This window comes from Ruegeria sp. K11, from assembly GCF_056531905.1.
Genome location: NZ_JBQFMP010000014.1, coordinates 86,854 through 105,434, shown reverse-complemented (window position 1 = coordinate 105,434; position 18,581 = coordinate 86,854). Strand labels below are relative to the sequence as shown.

Annotated in this window: 15 protein-coding genes; 7 read left to right on the top strand and 8 right to left on the bottom strand. The window is 59.3% G+C overall.

The genetic code is table 11. The features are described from left to right. Positions 1-252: 252 nt before the first annotated feature. A complete protein-coding gene (locus tag ACR0K4_RS19280) occupies positions 253-1,308 on the top strand; it encodes a tyrosine-type recombinase/integrase (protein WP_480855210.1) in 1,056 nt (351 codons plus the stop codon). Between the two features lie 27 nt (positions 1,309-1,335). Here the strand turns inward: ACR0K4_RS19280 and ACR0K4_RS19275 are convergent, their stop codons facing one another. After that, positions 1,336-2,358: a ParB/RepB/Spo0J family partition protein gene (locus ACR0K4_RS19275; protein WP_480855318.1), complete on the bottom strand. Its 1,023-nt coding sequence runs from the start codon at positions 2,356-2,358 to the stop codon at positions 1,336-1,338. Between the two features lie 55 nt (positions 2,359-2,413). Beyond that, on the bottom strand, positions 2,414-3,826 hold the full coding sequence (locus tag ACR0K4_RS19270; protein ID WP_480855316.1) for an AAA family ATPase: 1,413 nt from the start codon (positions 3,824-3,826) through the stop codon (positions 2,414-2,416). 420 nt (positions 3,827-4,246) lie between these two features. Here ACR0K4_RS19270 and ACR0K4_RS19265 point away from each other — a divergent pair, with 420 nt between their 5' ends. Further along, entirely contained in the window at positions 4,247-5,236 is a 990-nt protein-coding gene (locus ACR0K4_RS19265) for a replication initiator protein A (RefSeq protein ID WP_480855321.1), read from the top strand. Positions 5,237-5,240: 4 nt separating this feature from the next. On the opposite strand, the gene ACR0K4_RS19260 is transcribed toward ACR0K4_RS19265, so the two are convergent. From ACR0K4_RS19260 to ACR0K4_RS19240, 5 genes are all read right to left on the bottom strand, one after another. Further along, positions 5,241-5,510 (bottom strand): hypothetical protein, encoded by a 270-nt coding sequence (locus tag ACR0K4_RS19260; RefSeq protein WP_480855314.1) that lies wholly within the window; start codon positions 5,508-5,510, stop codon positions 5,241-5,243. Between the two features lie 295 nt (positions 5,511-5,805). Beyond that, positions 5,806-6,843 (bottom strand): acyltransferase family protein, encoded by a 1,038-nt coding sequence (locus tag ACR0K4_RS19255; RefSeq protein ID WP_480855313.1) that lies wholly within the window; start codon positions 6,841-6,843, stop codon positions 5,806-5,808. A 193-nt stretch (positions 6,844-7,036) separates the two neighbouring features. Further along, positions 7,037-8,407, bottom strand: coding sequence for a nucleotide sugar dehydrogenase (locus ACR0K4_RS19250; protein WP_480855311.1), 1,371 nt, complete (start codon positions 8,405-8,407; stop codon positions 7,037-7,039). Positions 8,408-8,597: 190 nt separating this feature from the next. After that, positions 8,598-9,773 (bottom strand): glycosyltransferase family 4 protein, encoded by a 1,176-nt coding sequence (locus tag ACR0K4_RS19245; RefSeq protein WP_480855309.1) that lies wholly within the window; start codon positions 9,771-9,773, stop codon positions 8,598-8,600. A gap of 67 nt (positions 9,774-9,840) precedes the next feature. Next, the gene (locus ACR0K4_RS19240; RefSeq protein ID WP_480855307.1) at positions 9,841-10,929 is read right to left on the bottom strand and encodes an NAD-dependent epimerase/dehydratase family protein; all 1,089 of its coding nucleotides are present in this window, start codon (positions 10,927-10,929) and stop codon (positions 9,841-9,843) included. 167 nt (positions 10,930-11,096) lie between these two features. On the opposite strand from ACR0K4_RS19240, the gene ACR0K4_RS19235 reads away from it, so the two are divergent. The 3 genes from ACR0K4_RS19235 to ACR0K4_RS19225 all read left to right on the top strand — a co-directional run bounded on the left by ACR0K4_RS19235 (position 11,097) and on the right by ACR0K4_RS19225 (position 14,790). After that, on the top strand, positions 11,097-12,137 hold the full coding sequence (locus ACR0K4_RS19235; RefSeq protein WP_480855305.1) for a Gfo/Idh/MocA family protein: 1,041 nt from the start codon (positions 11,097-11,099) through the stop codon (positions 12,135-12,137). A 97-nt stretch (positions 12,138-12,234) separates the two neighbouring features. Beyond that, a complete protein-coding gene (locus ACR0K4_RS19230) occupies positions 12,235-13,155 on the top strand; it encodes a glycosyltransferase (RefSeq protein ID WP_480855303.1) in 921 nt (306 codons plus the stop codon). Between the two features lie 3 nt (positions 13,156-13,158). Then, the gene (locus ACR0K4_RS19225; RefSeq protein ID WP_480855301.1) at positions 13,159-14,790 is read left to right on the top strand and encodes a GMC oxidoreductase; all 1,632 of its coding nucleotides are present in this window, start codon (positions 13,159-13,161) and stop codon (positions 14,788-14,790) included. Between the two features lie 4 nt (positions 14,791-14,794). On the opposite strand, the gene ACR0K4_RS19220 is transcribed toward ACR0K4_RS19225, so the two are convergent. Further along, entirely contained in the window at positions 14,795-15,898 is a 1,104-nt protein-coding gene (locus ACR0K4_RS19220; protein WP_480855299.1) for a glycosyltransferase family 4 protein, read from the bottom strand. Positions 15,899-16,159: 261 nt separating this feature from the next. On the opposite strand from ACR0K4_RS19220, the gene ACR0K4_RS19215 reads away from it, so the two are divergent. Both ACR0K4_RS19215 and ACR0K4_RS19210 read left to right on the top strand, forming a co-directional pair. Continuing rightward, complete coding sequence (locus tag ACR0K4_RS19215; protein ID WP_480855298.1) at positions 16,160-17,482, top strand: glycosyltransferase family 4 protein; 1,323 nt, start codon at positions 16,160-16,162, stop codon at positions 17,480-17,482. Next, positions 17,469-18,578, top strand: coding sequence for a formylglycine-generating enzyme family protein (locus tag ACR0K4_RS19210; protein ID WP_480855297.1), 1,110 nt, complete (start codon positions 17,469-17,471; stop codon positions 18,576-18,578). Before ACR0K4_RS19215 ends, ACR0K4_RS19210 begins: the two co-directional genes overlap by 14 nt. Positions 18,579-18,581: the final 3 nt, after the last annotated feature.

Here is an 18,581-nt window from a genome sequence, read left to right as displayed (position 1 = left end):
GATCGTCACGGTTAGCTCCTGTCATATTCCAGCCCGCGTTAACAGAACTGCGTTCGATCTGACAGGTGGGGACGGAGTTTGCGACAGAACCTTGGGAAGTCGCAATATTATTGGAGTAAGCTTGCAGGGTGTTCATAAATTAGATTTTTTGACTATAAGGCAACCTATCGGGAAAAGACTAAATTATATCCGATAAGTATCCCTTATCATGTTTTATTGATATTGCCGGGAAAAGGGCGCAGAACAGGCTTTATGAAGCCCCCTGCCCCATACCTCCCAGCCGCTTCCCCGGCCCTGTCTCAGGCGGATCAGGACGCGCTGACCGACCTTTATGTCCGCGGCACGCCAGCAAACACGTTGAGGGCTTATGAGCGGGATCTGATCTATGTCACAGCGTGGAAATCTGCCCGGTTCAGCGCCGCATTGCACTGGCCCGAGTCCGAGGCTACCGCACTGGCCTTCATTCTCGATCACGCCCGCGATCTAAATGACGCGGCACCAGATGATCACGCCCGCCGAACCGCGGAGGCACTGATCGCGCAAGGGCTGCGCAAGTCGCTGGCCTGCCCGGCTCCGTCGACGCTGGACCGGCGCATCGCCTCCTGGCTGGCGTTTCACCGGATGAAGAACCTCGCCTCGCCGTTCGATGCGCCACAGGTGAAACAGGCCCGATCCAAGGCGCGCCGCGCCGCCGCCCGGCCCCCTGCCCCGAAATCACAGCACCCGATCACCCGCGATGTGCTCGAGCAGTTGCTGACCACCTGTCGGGGGTCCCGGCGGGATTGCCGCGACCGGGCGCTCCTGATGCTGGGCTGGGCCAGTGGCGGGCGACGACGCTCCGAGATCACCGGATTGAGGCGCGCGGATGTCTCACTCAAGGAGTTCGGCAAGTCCGGCGTGGTCTGGATCTCGCTGTTGGAGACCAAGACTACGGCCAAGGGTGAGACCCCCCGGCTGGTGCTGAAGGGCCGCGCAGCGCAGGCTCTGATGCATTGGATCGAAGTTGGAGAGATCGAGGACGGGCCACTGTTCCGCCCCATCTCAAAAGCGGATCGGGTGCTGAAACGCCGCCTCAGCCCGGATGCAGTCTATCAGATCGTCAAACATCGCCTCGCGTTGGCCGGACTCCCGGACGACTTCGCCTCGCCCCACGGTCTGCGTTCAGGCTTCCTGACCCAGGCCGCCCTCGACGGTGCCCCGATCCAGGCCGCCATGCGTCTCTCGCTGCACCGATCCATGGCCCAGGCACAACGCTACTACGATGATGTGGATATCACAGAAAACCCGGCGACGGACCTGCTGGGGTGAGCTGACACATGTTTCGCGCGCGAAACATCAGGTGGTGCGGGAGTGTAGCCAATCTCGCAGGTCCGCAAGAAATCCTTCAGATACGCCCCGGCCTGACAGAATAAGCTGAGCACCATTTCGACTCTGTTTCAGCCGTATGTCGCCGATCGTCTCTTGCAGTTCGGGCTCGGTCTCGGACGCAGGTGCCTCGGGTTGATTTGAACCTTTGCTGTTCACCATGAGCGTCAGAATTGACAGCTCCTCATCCGCCGTTTCTATTCCGGCCTTCACCAGTGTTTTGGCAATCGACGGCGTCGCTTTCGGCTCCTCCTTCAAAAGCTTCGCAATCGACAACCCCAACCGTTCAGGGATGGCTGAAGCAAAGCGCAGATGGTCATCCAGCGCATGGTAGATTGTGACAAAAGATCCGATCTTCGACCGTTTGGCCCGGCTGGCCGATGCAAACAATCCTCGCAAAGCGGTGGCTTCGTCCGGATAGACCCCCTGCTCGGCCGCGCGGGCGACGATCCGCGCGCGTTCGTAATAGCTGAGCCCGACGCGAATTTCATTTTCCTCGACCATGGCGACATAGGCATCCGAGGCGCTCTGTGGTTGCCGGAGGAACGCGCGTACGGTTTCAAAACGCGCGTCACCCGTTTCCTGTACCAGCGCCCGCAGCGCCGTCATGCGCCGCCAACCCGAGATCAGGCCATAGCGCCCCTCATCCAGCGCCACGACCTCGATCGGGGTCTGTTGTCCGCGCGCCCTGAGGCTTTCCTTCAGCGCTGCCATCTCGGCATCGTCAGCGGCCAACCGGTCGCGCACCAGATAGGTTTCCTCAATCGCATCCAGCGGCAGGTCCAGCACCAGACGTCCTTCGGCCCGGGCAGCCTGCATTTCTGCGGTCAGTTCTTCCAAAGCGGCCTGCGCGGCAGATGCACCGGCCACCTGCGCAACAGGTGGGGTAGGGCGGGCTGTATCCGCCGAAAACATAGGATTCAGACCGGGGGCCGGCTGGCTGTCTTCCAGATAATCCGGCCGGGCCGGGGTCAGTCGTTTGCGTTTTGCCATCGGCTTCTCCTTTTCCGATGCAGCTCCGATATGTTTCGCGCGCGAAACATATCCGTCAGAGCGTCAATTCCGGTGTATCCGCCTCGTGAGTTTGCTGTTCCAGCTCTTCACGCCGCCAGACACCTATCAGCAGGCGCTTGAAGGCCGCATATGTGGCATCAAAGGTTTCCCGACCACGCACATAAGTCTCACGGTTGAAATCCCGGTAATCCGCTTCATAGATGCCGTTGACCTGTTCTCCGGCTTGCCCGATCAGCGCGGTATAACCTTGCCAGTGCGGCGACAAGGTACGCCCCAGATAAGCCTGCATCAGCCCGGCCAGCTCGACCTGCTGGCTGTTGTCATACCGGGTGATAAGCGTGCGCACCGCGTCCCACTGAAATGCCATCTCGGGGCGTCCCAGCGCGCGCGCGGCCATATTCTCACCGTCTTCAATGGACTGGAAGGTGGAATGCAACATATCAAAGAACCGGCCCGTGGAATCGAATTCCAGGAACGAGGCTCCCATGGGCACCAGCAGGATATCCGATGCGGCCAGCCCGTTGATGGTCAGATACCCAAGGGCAGGGGGCGTATCAATGAAGATGATGTCATAGTCATCCAGGACCCCATCTGCGTCCAAGGTGTCGGTCAGGGCATCCCATAATTTCCAGCTGCGCCCCTGCATACGCCAGACGGGGATCTGAAACTCGGCCCAGTAGAGGTTCAGCTGTGCCCCGATCAGATCGATATTCGGCCAATGCGTGGTCTGGATCAGATCCCTGCTGCGCAACTTCAGCGCCTCGGATAATGTATCGTCAATCGGATGGGGGGCCTCTCCCCGGTCGAGCCGGCCCTGATTGTCACGCTGCAGATGGGTGGCATAGTGACGGGCCAGCAAGGGGAACACCGTCTGCCATTCATCCGAAACTTTGCCGCCAAAAATCGAGGTCATCGAACCCTGACTGTCCAGATCGATGACCAGCACCTTGTACCCATCCAAAGCCGCCGACATCGCCAGATGAGCGCAGGTTGATGTCTTGCCCACCCCGCCTTTGAAATTGGCCACAGCCACCATCTTGGCAGGCAGCCCCTTGGGGCGATAGGGGCGGTACTCCTTGGTCTTCGATCCCTCAGAGGCAAAATGCAGCCGCAGGCGCAGCACTTCATCCAGGGTGAACCACTTGGCGCCGCCTTCGGTCTCGGATCGGCCCTGAGGCAGCTCCGGGTTCCCTTTCAGGACACGGCGGAAATGAGCGGGTGCCACAGGGATCAGATATTTGGTAATCTCCCAGGTGGAAAACAGGCGCAGTTTTTTTTGGCCGCCCTCTTCCAGCCCCCGGCTGGCAAGATCGGCCCGACCGCGGGCGCAGGCGTTTGAGATATCCGAGAAATCGGATGTTCCTGTCGGTTGACCCAGCTCGACATGTGCCAGGTCAGGGTCAATATTGAAATACGGGGGAAGCCCTTCCGGCGTGCCTGTTCTCATAGAAATCACTGCTCATGTGCTGTCTTTTTGGGAATATACCACAAAAGGCGACATATAAAAGAAATATAAGCATAGAGGCGGATTTTCTAAGCAAAAATAAGGGGTAAATTCCAGGCGGAACGCGGGTCTGGAAGGTAATTCAAAAAATATCCTGTTAGATTTTTGTTATTTAATTAGTTACGGATGAAAAGAAGAGTATCTAAGTATAAGAAAAAAAAGAGATTATATGGTTTCTTACTTCTCCAAGTGAATCTGATCCCACGATAAGGCGACTCTGATCCCACGTTTGAGTGACTCTGAACCCACGATCCGTTGGCTTTACGTGTCCTGTGGATAACTTTACGGTGGGCGTCAATAAAACCACGAACGAAGATTCGGGCAGGAACATATGGGCAGGCTGATTTGAGCGGGGCAGGGGCGCTGTTGCCCGACCGTCATCCAACAGGCGATTTTTTTGTTTGCGACATCTTCGATGCGCTGCCCAAAACTGATATGGGCTCGATGGAGCATCCGATGTTTTCGCTTTCGACCCGGCCTGACCGGCGGATTCTGAATTACGAACATAACGGGGTCGAGGTCACGGTGACGCCCTCGGTGCGTGGTCTGGCGACGATCCATGACAAGGATATTCTGATCTTCTGTATCAGCCAGTTGATGGCGGCGATCAATGCGGGCCGGGCCGTCAGCCAGGTGCTGCACCTGACCGCGCATGATCTGCTGGTGGCCACCAATCGCGAGACCAGCGGCGACGGTTACAAACGCCTGCGCGAAGCGTTCGAGCGGCTGGCCGGCACCAGAATCACCACCAATTTTGTCACCGGTGACAAAGAGACCACCACCGGCTTTGGCCTGATCGAAAGCTGGGAGATCGTGCGCCGCACCCGGGCAGGCCGGATGGTCAGCGTCAGTGTGAAACTGTCGGACTGGCTGTTCCGCGCGGTGCTGGCAAAATCGGTGCTGACACTCAGCCGGGATTACTTCCGCCTGCGCAAACCGCTGGAGCGGCGGATTTATGAGCTGGCGCGCAAACATTGCGGGCGCCAGCCCGAATGGCGGATCTCGGTCGAGGTGCTGCTGAAGAAATCCGGCTCGGCCTCACCCCGGCGGGTGTTCCGTAAAATGATCCGGGACATGATCGCAGCTGACCATCTGCCTGATTACGAGATGACCGAAGAGCCGGGCGACCTGATCCGCTTTACCCGCCGCGGTCAGGTGGTTGAAGGACCGGACAAACCGGTGCTGTCATCTGAGGCACTGGAAGAGGCCAGAGCGATGGCCCCGGGGCAGGATGTCTATGCGCTGGAGGCGGACTGGCTGGCCTATTGGGCCGCGTCAGGGCGTCCGCAAATCCGAAACCCACGCAAGGCGTTTCTGGGATACGTGGCCAAACGGGTGGCGGGACGAGGCTAGGGGATTAGCTGGAATAGGCGGGATTTTCTTTTTTACCCCACGCCTTCAGCATTTTTGCGGTACAGATCAGGGCGACAGCGGCAAGGATGAACAGCCAGCCAAACAGTATATAGGCCCCCAGTGCCATCAAAATGGAAGACCCGGACAGCAAGGTTATTCCGCCAGCGCACAGGCCAACAAGAACGGCTAATCCGATAATCCCCATCATGCTTTCCAAGTCCTCCGGTTCTGGTCTTGGTGGCGGCAAACCCCAAATGAGCCATGGCTGTGCCATTGGGCATGCACCCAAAAAGATTCCGCTACGAAATCATGGCAAAACTTTGGACCACTGAGGGTTAAAATTTGGTTATTTTGACCTGACGGAGCTTTGCTCCACTACTCGTGCTGCACTGCTTATTATTTATTGAGACATGAGAATGTCTGATCAGATAGTTTCGCAAATTGTTTACATCGTCAACGCATCGCACGTGAATTAAGCAAGTAAGGCATAAAATTGCGCAACGCCCGGGAAAAGGGCTGATCTGTTCTGATCGCCTGGGAAAAGAAACCTTGGGACCTAAACCCGTATTCTATCCTGTATGGCTGGTGGCCAGCTGCTTTTTATGACTGGGTTTCCGGAACGGCTGTTCGATCCAGCGCCAGCTGGCCCACGCAACAAGAAGCGAAATGACGATCATAACAATGCTGCTTTTTAAACCGAGGTTGTACCCTCTGCCGGTATAGTCGCGGAAAAAGCCGAACAGCACATAATGCCAAAGATAAAGGGAATATGAAATCAGACCGATCCCGACAAACGGTCGGGTTGAGAGGATGGTTTTGACGATTGTTTTGTGCCCGCCGCTATAGATGATCAGGACAGCTCCCAGGCATGGAAGCAGTGCCCACGGACCAGGGAACGCACCTTTGGACGGTGAGAGAATAAAGGCTGCGACCGCGATCAGCGCCAACCCGACAAAAGCGAATATCTCTGCTGTTACCCGCTGAAGAGAGGGGAGCCGGGTCGCCGAAAGCAAGACGCCCATCAACAACTCCCAGGCCCGGAGCTGAGGCATGAAAAACATGTAGTCTTCATAATGCGCCGTGGCGAGCGCGGCCCAAATGAAAGACACAAGCGCAATGATGGAAAAAGTCAGGAACAGGTTAATCGAATATCGCGCCGCCAAAATAGCAAGGAGGGGAAAGACAAGATAAAACTGCTCTTCAATTCCCAGCGACCAGGTGTGCAGCAAGTGCGTGCTGCCGAACCATTCCCAGCCTGTGGCGAACAGAAAGTTGGAGACTGAAATCGCAGCGCTTAGGGCAACCCAGAGCTCATTCTCGAAATACTCCCGCGAGTAGAAGAGATATTTTGCGGCCACTGCCACAAACAGTGTTGCGAACAAAGCCGGGATAATTCGACGTATTCGTCTTTCATAGAACCGGATTAACCGGAAATCCTTGGCCTCCAGTTCTTCGAAAATGATCCCGGAAATGAGGAAGCCGGAAATGACAAAGAAGATATCAACTCCGATAAAGCCGCCTGGAAAAATGTTCAGCCCGGTATGCTCAATAACCACGAGCCCGACCGCTACGGTCCGCAGGCCATCCACATCTCTCCGCCGTTCCATGCAAGGTTACCTTTACTTCTGAGATACGGAATACCTGTTCAGCGCGCAAATTTACTGACCGAGAAAATCTGGTTTCCGTATCAATACCGCATTACCCTTCACCTTATCGCGCTCATGGTGTGGTTCCGCCGAACTCGCGACCTTCAAGACCTTCATTAACGGTCACGAAAATCAACTGAACCGGTGTGGGCAATCACATCTTCACCAATCGCCCGTCCGCCATCTTGATCCCCTGCTTCTCAAATACGTTCCGCGTATCAAAAACCAGCGCCGCCTCGCGCGCGACCAGAGCGTAATCGGGGGCGCTGTGATCGGTGATGACGGCCACCGCCGCATAGCGCTTCAGGGTCTCCGGCGTCAGCGGTTCCGAGGTCCGGCCCGCAAGTTGCGGGTATTCGCCACCCTCGGGCAGGCGGGGAAAATACGGGTCATGATAATCGACCTCGGCTCCCAGCTTCTCCAACTCGTCCAGCAGCACCAAAGCGGGGCTGCGGCGGGTGTCCTCGACATCACGCTTATAGGCGATGCCCATCAGCAGGATGCGTTGTCCGGTCAGCGGTTGCCCGGTTTCCGCCAGGGCTGAGCCGTTGCGTGCGGCCAGTTCTGCGGCCATCCGCGCGGCCAGCATCGATGGTACGGCGTCGTTGCTGGAGCGTGCCAGATTGATGAGCGGTGTATCCGATCCCGCATCCGCCGCGCGCCAGGCCAGATAGGCAGGCGAGACCGGGATACAGGCGCCGCCAATGCCTGGGCCGGGATAGAAAGGCATGAAACCAAAGGGCTTGGTCGCCGCGGCCTCGATCACTTCCCAGACATCCACATCCATGGCTTCAAGCGCGGTCTTCAGCTCGTTGACCAGAGCGATATTGACGGTGCGAAAGCTGTTTTCGACCAGTTTGACGGCCTCGGCCGTGGCGGCCGAACTGACCGGCACCGCGCTGGTGACGATGGAGCGATAGAAATCCTCGACCAGTTGCCGTGACAGCGGGTCGTCGGCACCAACCACTTTGGGAATGCTATGCGTGTCGAACTTGTCATTGCCCGGGTCTTCACGTTCGGGCGAAAACGCCAGGAAGAAATCGCTGCCTGCGCGCAGACCGCCCGCTTCGAGGATCGGTTGCACCAGTGTGGTCGTGGCACCGGGCCAGACGCTGCTTTCCAACACGACCATCTGACCGGGGCGCAAATGCTGCGCGATGGTCTGGGCGGCGGCGGCGACAAAGCGCATGTCCGGGTCTTGTGCATCGGTCAGCGGGGTCGGCACGCAGATCAGGATCACATCGGCCTCGGCCAGCGCGCTGGCATCCTGCGTGGCGCGGAACTTGCCGCTGTCCACCGCTTGCGCGATCCGATCAGGCTCCAGGTAGGATATCACCTGATCCCCCTGATTGATCCGGGCCACCCGGTCAGGGTTGAGGTCCACGCCGGTGGTATCGAATCCTTCATCATAGGCGGTCAGGGCCAGCGGCAGGCCGACATAGCCCAACCCCACCACGGCAACCCGCGCGTCGCGCGCCGCGATAAGCTGTTTGAGGGACTGATGATGCGAGGTTTCGTAATTCATAATCTACCCTGATCGTACAAAGTCACACTGAAATCAATTGGCATCACGGTTGCCGAAAATCTCGACCCTCTTCACGGATAGGGCGGAATGAGGGTGAATCCAACATATTTGTCCGCCTGCCGAGACACCACAGCATTGTGTTTCTTCAAACGGTTCAATTTTGGGCTTGTGGCGTCATTGTTGAGAAAACCTATTTTGGTTGCAGGGCGTGCCGAAAGGATTCCTCGGCCAGCTCCGCGCCTTTGTCCCAACTGAAGCGGGAGGCCTGCGCCAGCGCCTTTTGCGACAGTGCGTCTTGCAGGCCGGGTTCGGTCAGAAGGCGGCAGGTCTGATCCGCCAGCGCCTGGCTGGACAGGGGATCGAAATACAGCCCGCCATCGCCGACCACTTCCGGAAGGCTGCCGCGATCCGAGGACAGGACGGGCGTGCCGCAGGACATCGCCTCGAGTGCGGGCAGGCCGAACCCTTCCCACAACGAGGGGAACACCAGCGCGTCAGATGTGTTCAGCAGGGCGGCAAGCTGTTCATCGTCGATCTCGCCGGTAAAGACGATGCTTTCCGACCGTGCCGCATCCGCGGCAGCGCTGGCCTTGAGGTCCTCGACATTGTCCCAGAACCGTGCGCCGGTGGTGCGCCCGACAATGGCCAGCCGAGCATTGGGGACACGTGTCAGGATTTCGGGCATCGCCTCGATCAGGCGCAGTACGTTTTTATGCCGGTTGAACCCACCCACATAGACCAGCAACGGGGCATCGGCCGGAATACCATATGTCTGGCGGGTCTGCGCCAGACGCTGCGTGTCAGGGATGTGCCGAAAGATCGGCTCGGCGCCTTCGGTGATGATGTCGGTGCGCGCGGCGGGGATGCGCAGGATGCGGCTCAGATCATCGGCGGACGCCTGCGAGATCGTCATGATCCGGGTGGCCTGTTTCTTGGCCAGCCAGCATTTCGCCTGCCACAGGCGGAAATTCAGCTTTTTGGGGAAAATGAGATCGGGGAAGCGTTCGGGAATGGTGTCATGAAAACACACGACCGAGGGTCGCCGGGTCAGTTGCGGGAAATAGGAATAGACTGCGGGGTAGAAGAACAGATCACAGTCCATCCGTTGTGCGGACCTGGCCATGGTCATCAGATCGGCCCCGCCGCGCGCCGAAGCGCCTGAGGAGGCCTCGGACATCGACTTGTCGGACCCGGCGATCCGGATATCGACGCCTTCGGGCACGGGCCGCGTCGGTTCCTGATCGAACAGCAGCGTATAGCGGAACCCGGATTGCCGGGCGGCCAGGGCAGGGATCAGATTGCGGGTGAACCGCCCAAAGCCGCGTTCATTTTCCCAGGAACTGGCGTCTACGCCGATATGCAGCATGATGTTGCCTTGATAGTTGCCCTGAAATCCGGGCCATGTGGTTGCGTTTCAAATAATGGGCGTGGCGTCAGCCGAACCGGCCCCGCAAATAATCTGCTGTCGCCTCCAGACCTTTTTCAAGCGGATAGTCGGGCTGATACCCCAGCCGGGCCTGCGCATGTGCGATGCTGCACCCGCCTTTGGCGGCGAAAAGCTCCAGCAGATGCCGGTCGGGATAAGCGGCCCCATCGCCCGAGGCCACGCGTCGTTTGATGGCGCGCACCAGTGCCTCGAACCGGTCCCGCCCCAGCACGGTACGACCAAGTGCGCCGATCCGGGCCGCAGCCGAGAGGGTCTCGGGGCCCGCATCGTGATCGGGCTCGGGCCCCAATCGGTCCGAGAGGGTCTGATAAGGTTCAAACCGCAATTCGCCCTTGCCGATGATCCGGGAATAGCCTGACAAGAGGTCAGACCAGGCTACCGGTTCAGGCCCCGAAATGACAAAGCGCTCCTGGCCCAAATCCTCCAGCACAGCCGCCCTGAGAATGGCCTGCACCACATCATCGACGAACACTGCGTTACACAGGCCCTCGGGCTGCGGCAGAATCTGCGCGCCTGCGGCAAGATTTTCCGTCAACCCGTCGGTCCACAGGGTGCTGCCGGGCCCGTAAATCAAGGTGGGTTGCAGGATGGCGGCCGGGATTGGCCCGGCCATCAGCTGCTGCTCCATCTCGATCTTGGCCTGACGATACGGGCTGCCGCCAGGGCGTTGCATGGGGCTGGTTTCATCCAGATCCTCGTTGGGCCACAGATCATGCACCACGATGGAACTGGTGTGGATGATCCTGCTGATGCCCGCATCCTGCGCGGCACCGAACAGTGCGGCAAAATCCGACAGGTTCTTCTCAGACGTGGCCCGCACGTCATAGGCCAGATGCACCAGTATATCGTGATCCCGCAGGGCCTCTGCGACCGCCGTACGGTCACCAAGTGCTGCGGTGACAACCGTGGCGCCCTGTGCCTCAAGATCTTTAGCACTGTGGCGACTGCGCAGCAGGGCTGTGACCTGCGCCCCGTTTTCCAGAAGGGCCGGAACCAGACGTGCCCCAAGGAATCCCGTCGCGCCAGTGACAAAGACCGCTTGCCCCTGCAGTTTTTCCGAGCCGGTGAAGTTCACTGTTGCCAATCCTTCTTCAATTCAAATCGAGGCATGAAATCGTTGCGCCTCAGAAGCCTAGCGCAGGGTGGTTGCGCATGCTACTCCGCTAACAGATGATCTGCTGTTATAGATGTCCGGGGTGTAACACCCCATGGTTTTGAGTGAGGAATTTTATGAGGATCGGCGTGATCGGCGCAGCCGGCAAGATCGGGCAGATGCGCGTGCAGACCATTATCGACAATCCCGACACCACGCTGGCCGCCGTTATGGATATGGACATGCACCGCGCCGAAGCCGTGGCCAGCGGTGCACCGGCCTTTACCGATGCGGACCGGTTCTTTGATGCCGGTATGGATGCGGTCGTGATTTCGACCCCGGCGCATGTGCGCGAACCTTTGTGCCTGAAGGCGTTTGACCGGGGGCTGCATGTGCTGTCGGAAAAGCCGCTGGCCACCACGGTCGAGGCCAGCCGCAGGATCGTTGCGGCCGCCCGGACGGCGGGCAAGGCTTTGGGTGGCGGGTTCAACATGCGGTATTACCCGGCCTTTTCCTATGTGAAGGATGTGATCGGGTCCGGCCAGATCGGAGAGGTTGACCATGTGCGCATCTATGGCGGGCATGAGGGTCTGACGAAATTCGTATATGACTGGGAATACAAGGCCCGGATTTCAGGCGGTGGCGCGCTGTGGGATGTGGGCATTCACATGACCGACATGGCCCGCCACATGCTGGGTGAAATCACCAGCGTTTACGGCGTTGCCACCGAAAAGGTCTGGAACGAGCCTGGTTCTGAGGACAACGCGATGGCGATCTTCAAAAGCCCCGAAGGTATCCCGGCGATCTATCAGGCGACCTGGACAGACTGGAAGGGTTACAAAAGCCAGATCGAGGTCTATGGCAGCAAGGGTATGGTCCGCGGTGCCTATGCGCCGATGGAAACCTTGCTGATCACCATGGACCGTCCGGGCGGCAAGCCCACCCGTCAGCATCGCCGCTATCCCGGGATCATGTTGCGGGAAAAGCTGAAATCCTGGAAGACCACGGCGCTTTTGTCCTTTGCTGATGAGTTGCAGGAATTTGTCGGCCTGTGCGCGGGTCAAACCGGGTTGCGGATTTCCGATGGTCATGCGGCCCTGCGCGCGATCGAAGTTGCGGATGCGGTGCGCGAAAGCAGTGCGTCCGGCCAGCCGGTCACGCTTGAGGCGCTGGGGGACATGGCGGCATGACCCCTGATCGGATTCCAGACGCCGCTTGGCATCCCGAGCGGGCCTTGTCAGTATCTGCCGTGAAGAGGCAGGATTTTTTCAGTTTCAGGAGCTTGCGGTGACAGATCATCCAACGCTTTCCATTGTTGTGACCATTGTCGATGGCGGCTCTTACCTGCGCGACTTTCTGGTGTCGGTTGCCGCGTTCGAAGACCCGCCACCTCTGGACATCATCGTGCCTTACGATGCCAGTGTCGCGGATGCCGCTAATTATGCGGCAGAGTTCCCGGATGTGAATTTTCTGGACCTCGGCCCCATCACACCTGCCCGTCCGATCACATCCGAGGCGGGCCAGCATGAGCTGTTTGACCGCCGCCGCGCCGCAGGGCTGGCCGCCGCCACCGGCGACGTGATCGCGATCCTTGAAGATCGCGGGCATCCGCACCCGGACTGGGCCCGCACCGTCATGCGTCTGCACGCGGAAACCGGCAAGAATGTCATTGGCGGGGCCATCGACTGCAAGGAACCGGTCTCGTTGCTGAACTGGGCTTTCTATGTGACAGACTTTGGCCGTTACGGCCTGCCCTTTGACAGCGGCCCGGCGGAATGGGTCTCGGACGTGAATGTGACCTATAGCCGGACGGCGCTGGAGGCGACCCGCCACCTGTGGAAAGAACGGTTCCGCGAGCCGGTCGTGCACTGGTTTCTGATTGAACAGGGCGAAGAGCTGTTGCTGTCCAATGAACTGGTGGTCGATCATGTGCGCCCTCCGGCCACGCTGGGTCGGTTGCTGCCGGAACGGTTTCACTGGGGGCGTCTGTTCGGCCATATCCGCGCCATGCATATGAGCGGTCCGAAACGGCTGGCCTATATCCTGTCGAGCCCGCTGATCCCGCCGGTTCTGTGGGTGCGTCACGGCTTGACGCAGGCAGGCAAGGGGCGGCTTCTGCGGTATCTGACCGCGCTGCCTTATATCATCATCCTGACCATCGCCTGGACCTGCGGCGAGGTCTGGGGCTACATCACGCGCAGGCCCTGAACGATGCAGGCAACCGGACCAGAATACGATGTCATCGTCATAGGCTCCGGCGCTGCCGGGGGGTGGGTTGCGAAGGAAACAAGTGAACGCGGCTGCCGGACATTGATGCTGGAAGCGGGGCGCGCGCTGGATTCCAAAGATGATTTCCCCGACAGCGACCGCGCAGGCGGGTCCCGGGTCAGCATCCTTGCCCGTGTCATGGCGATCCTGCGTGGCCAGCATGTGCAGGCGCGCTGCATGTCCTTCACGCCGCTGACCGGGCATCTGTTCGTCAATGATCGGCAGAACCCCTACACCACGGCGAAAGGGTCTCATTTCAACTGGTTCCGGTCCCGTCAGGTGGGTGGGCGGCTGCATCTGTGGGGGCGCAACGCGCTGCGCCTTTCGGATCAGGAATTCAAGGCCGCCGAGCAGGACGGGTTCGGTGATAGCTGGCCGATTTCTTATGCCGATCTCGATCCCTGGTATGGCCAAGTCGAACAGTTTCTGGGGGTCGCAGGCGAGGCGGCGCAGATCGAAAACCTGCCTGACGGTCTCTACGATACCCCGCATCCGCTGACCAAGGCTGAACGTGCGCTTATGGACGAGCTCGCGCAGAAATGGCCCGATCGCCCGGCCACCACCTGCCGGATCATCCGCCATGTGCCGGCGCGAACGCCGCTGCCCCTGACCGCCGCGCAGGCAAGCGGGAATTTCGAGCTGCGCAGCGGGGCGGTGGTGTCAAGGATCGAAACCGATCCCGAAACGGGTCTGGCGACCGGCGTTTGCTATATCGACGCGGCCAGTGGGCAGGAACACACCGTGACGGCACGGGTGATTGCGGTTTGCGCCTCGACCATTGAATCCGTGCGGCTTCTGCTGAACTCTCACGGGCCGCAACATGCGCGGGGGTTGGGCAATTCATCGGGCAATCTGGGGCGCTACCTGTCGGACCACCTGATGGTCTTTCGCGCAGGGACCCTGCCCGAGGTCGAAGGGCTGGGGCTCGATCACGACCCGTATGATTTCGGGGCCCAGTCCGGCATCTACATTCCCGGTTTCCGCAATCGTGGCGGGCGTGACGATTGCGGGTTCCTGCGCAGCTATTCTCTGCTGGGCTCTGTCGGACGGATTGAGCCGGGCTGGTTTTTCATGGCAATCGGCGAGGTCCTGCCGCGTGCCGAAAACCGGATCGAGCTTGACCCCGGCAAACGCGATGCCTGGGGTATTCCCGTGCCAAAGGTCACGTTGCGCCATTCCGACAATGAACGCGCGATGGTGCAGGACATGAAAGAGACGCTGAAGGACGTATCGCAGACGTTCAATCTGCCGGATGATCTGCTGGGGCGCGAAAGCCTGATCTCGAAACTGGCGTATAAAATGGCCGGACCGCTAGTCTATACCCCGGACGGGGCCTTGCAGCCGGGATCATCCATCCACGAAACCGGAGGGGCATGTATGGGTGATGATCCCAACCGGCATGTGCTGAACGGGCATCTCGAGGTCTATGACTGCCCCAATGTCCACGTCACGGACTCGGCGTCCTTCCCGACCAATCCGTTTCAGAACCCGGGCCTGACCATCATGGCCCTGTCCGCCCGTGCAGGCGCGCGGATCGCCGAAAAAGTCACCGCAGACCGCGCAAGCGGCGCATGATGTTTCAGCCGCGCGACCGCCCGGCCAGATCGTAATAGGTTTTTTCAAACTGACGGTGCACCCAATCCGGGTCGAACCGGTCTTCACGGCTGCGCTTCAGGGCATTGTCCGCAAGCGTTTTCCGACGCCCTTCGTCCGACAGGACATCCGTCACAGCCGTGCAGATCGCATCGATATCACCGATCGGAACCACTGCGCCAACGCTGTCATCGATCAGTTCAACCACGCCGGAACAAGCGGTGGCAACGGCGGGCGTTCCGGCCTGAAAAGCCTCGGCGATGGTGAAAGGCAATGCCTCCCATCGTGAGGTCAGCAGGAACAGGTCAGCGGCCCGCAGGTGACGGATCGGTTTATCTGTTCGGCCGATGAATTGCAGATGCTTGCCAACCCCCTTTTCCTGCGCCAAGGCATGCAGCTTTGCCTCGTCCGGTCCATCGCCTGCAACGACAAACCGAAAACCGGGATGGGTGTGCTTCATCCGGGCAACGCAATCGATCAGAATGTCGATCCCTTTCTGCGGCTGAAGTCGGGCCAGTGTCAGGATCACTCGCTCGCCATCTCCCAGCAGCTTTGCCCTGAGTTCGGCCACCTCCTCGGCGCTGTCTTCGGGCGGAGGAGATACGCCCAGGCCGATCACCTTCAACTTGTCCTTTGGCACATTGCCAATGGCGGCCAGATCTTCGGCGGACCGATGACTGGGTGTAATCACCAGATCGCATTTGGCGGCAATCCGGCCAAAGGCGGCAATGCGTTCCGGTTCAGACCCGTGATAGGTGACGGCGACCGGAATGCGCCGTCCGGTGCGGGCCAGATTGGCGACCAGAGCGGGTGCGGATTCGTGGCAATGGATCAGATCGACGGGGTTGCGCGCCAACCAGCGCCGCAAACGCCAGGCTGCGCTGGCCGTGTGGCGCAACCGGTTCACCATGTTGCCTCCTTCGCCCGCAACATAGCGCGTAGGCAGATCCAGAAATCCGTCCCCACGGTTGGGACCGGCCCAGATATCAGCAGTGCCCGCCAGTGTGATGCGGTGGTTTCTGGCTTCCAGCCAGTCGCTCAGCCCGAGGATATGCCGGGTGATGCCGCCCATGCCAAACTGGGAACCCATTTCGATGACATGAAGGGGATTTGAAGAAGGGGCAGTCTGCATCTGATGTAGGTCGGGGCCAAATTTCTCAACAATCGCGCGATCATAACACGCGGGCATTATTTGCCTATGTCAGGATGGCCGATCCTTTCAGCGCATGTGCATTTGCAGCATGTCCGCAACACAAGGTAAGAACCCGCAGGTCACACGGGTTCGGACTTTAGATTGCCATATTGATTGTGTCTTATACCGGTCAGTTATTAGTAGCCCGGTACGATCCGCATGCAGTCATTGCGCATTTTGATGTTCACCACATTTTACCCGCCTTATTCCTTTGGTGGCGATGCCGTGGGCATTCAGCGCATGGCGCGGGCGCTGGTGGCGCGCGGTCATGACGTGACGGTGGTACATGACGAAGACAGCTATCTGATCCTTGGCGGCAAACCCCAGCCCGAGGGCGATCCCGATGGGGTCCGGCGGATCGGGTTGCGCAGCCGCAACGGCATGATGTCGAACCTGCTGACCCAGCAGCTTGGTCGCCCGGTGATGCACGCCGCGCGCATCCGCCAGATTCTGGATGAACGGAAACCGGATATCATCTGGCACAACAACACCTCTTTGATTGGCGGGCCGGGTCTGTTGCCGATGGGCGAGGGGCTAAAGGTCTATGAGGCGCACGAACATTGGCTGGTTTGCCCCACCCATGTTCTGTGGCGGCACGGGCGCGAGCTGTGCGACGACCGCCAATGCCTGCGCTGTGTGCTGAACTACAAGCGCCCGCCGCAGCTGTGGCGCTATACCGGCGCGCTGGACCGGGCGCTGGATCATATGGATCTGATCATCGCCAAAAGCGAATTCAGCCGCGCCAAACATCGCGAGTTTGGCCTGCGGCAGGAGATGCAGGTGCTGCCTTATTTCCTGCCCGATCTGGATCAGGATGCCTTGCCGGAACCGGCAGCGCATGAGCGCCCCTATTTCCTGTTTGTCGGGCGGCTGGAAAAGATCAAAGGGTTACAGGACGTGTTCCCGGCCTTTGATCGCTATCCGGATGCTGATCTGCTGATCTTGGGTGACGGCGACTATGCGGAGGAATTGAAGAAACAGGCCGCAGGCAATGACCGGATCAAGTTCCTGGGCCGTAAGACGCTTGAAGAACTCAACGCTTATTATCGCGGTGCCATCGGTCTGATCGTGCCGTCCGTATGTTACGAGACCTTTGGCATCATCCTGATCGAAAGCTTCCGGCTGGGTACACCGGTGATCGCCCGGCGACTGGGACCCTTCCCCGAGATTGTCGAGCGGGCAGGCGGCGGGTCGCTGTTCGAAACCGAAGACGATTTGATCGCCGCGATGCGTGATTTGCAGCATCAGCCCGACCGGCGCGAAGGGCAGGGTGCCGCCGCGCGTAAGGCGTTCCTAGATATTTGGCACGAAACCTCAGTTCTTGAAGCCTATGGCACGGCACTGGCCCGCGCTGCACATGGCAAAGGTGACCTTGCGCTGACCCGCGCGCTGGAGGCCGGGGCGTTTGAGAATGGAGCAACGAGCCCAATGCCCACCGGGCTTGCGGGCAAGCAGGAAGGATTTTCAGATGGCGTTGGATAGAAGGGCGACCGGATCAGAGAAAGGTTCCTTTATCGGGGGGATGTTTCGATGGGTGCTGCGATTGCTCTGGGTCATGCTGTCCGGTGCGCTGGTGGTCTTCGCGCTGCTGGCAGGTTTCCTCTTGCTGGTCGTAATTTCCAACACAGCACTGCGCGATCTTGAGACCACGATGCGTAGGACCGTAGAGAAGGAACAGTTACCCGAACCCAACCTGTCAGGCCTGCAACGGGCTGCACTTTTTGCGACGGCTCAGGTGCTTCCTCTGCATCAGCCCGGGACCCAGATGGTTACGCCGGGCAGAGTCTTTCGCGATTGTGCGGATTGCCCGGAAATGGTTGAGGTTCCCAAAGGCTATTTCCTGTTCGGGTCCCCGATCTTTGAAGAGGGACGGTATGTGCACTTGTTTAGTCACACGCCGCTTCGGTCTCAGTTCAAATTGGCCAATCGGGAAGGTCCACGCCGCTTGACGCGCATTCCACGCGCGCTGGCATTTTCCCGCTATGAGATCACTTACGGGCAATGGCGGCAGGCGCAGGAAGACCCTGAATGGCAGGAGATCACCGGGCAAGAGCCATATCTTCCGGACTTGGGGGCAGATTATCGCGACGATCAGCCCATGACGTTGATCGATTGGACCGATGCGAACGCTTATGCGACTTATCTAACCACCAAGACCGGGCAGACTTACCGCCTGCCCACCGATGCGGAATGGGAATATGCCGCCCGGGCCGGAACCGTAACGCGGTTCCCATGGGGGGACGACATCGGGAAAAACAATGCAAACTGCATCAACTGTTCAGTCTTGTGGCTCGAGCGCAAACCCGGTCCTGTCGGTTTGTACCCACCTAATGATTTCGGCCTGTACGATATGCACGGCAACGGGTTTGAATGGGTCGAAGACTGCTTTGAAGCCTATCTTGATCCTGTGACGGTCGACGGCTCTGCGTTTGTACAGGAAACCTGCGAGTTTCGAGCCATTCGCGGGGGCGGCCCGGCCTCTCCGGCCTGGCAGAACCGGTCTGGATTTAGGGTTGGACCACATTATTACAACCGTGGTCAGGGCCACGCCATTCGCCTTGTTCGAGAGTTGAGCTAAGCC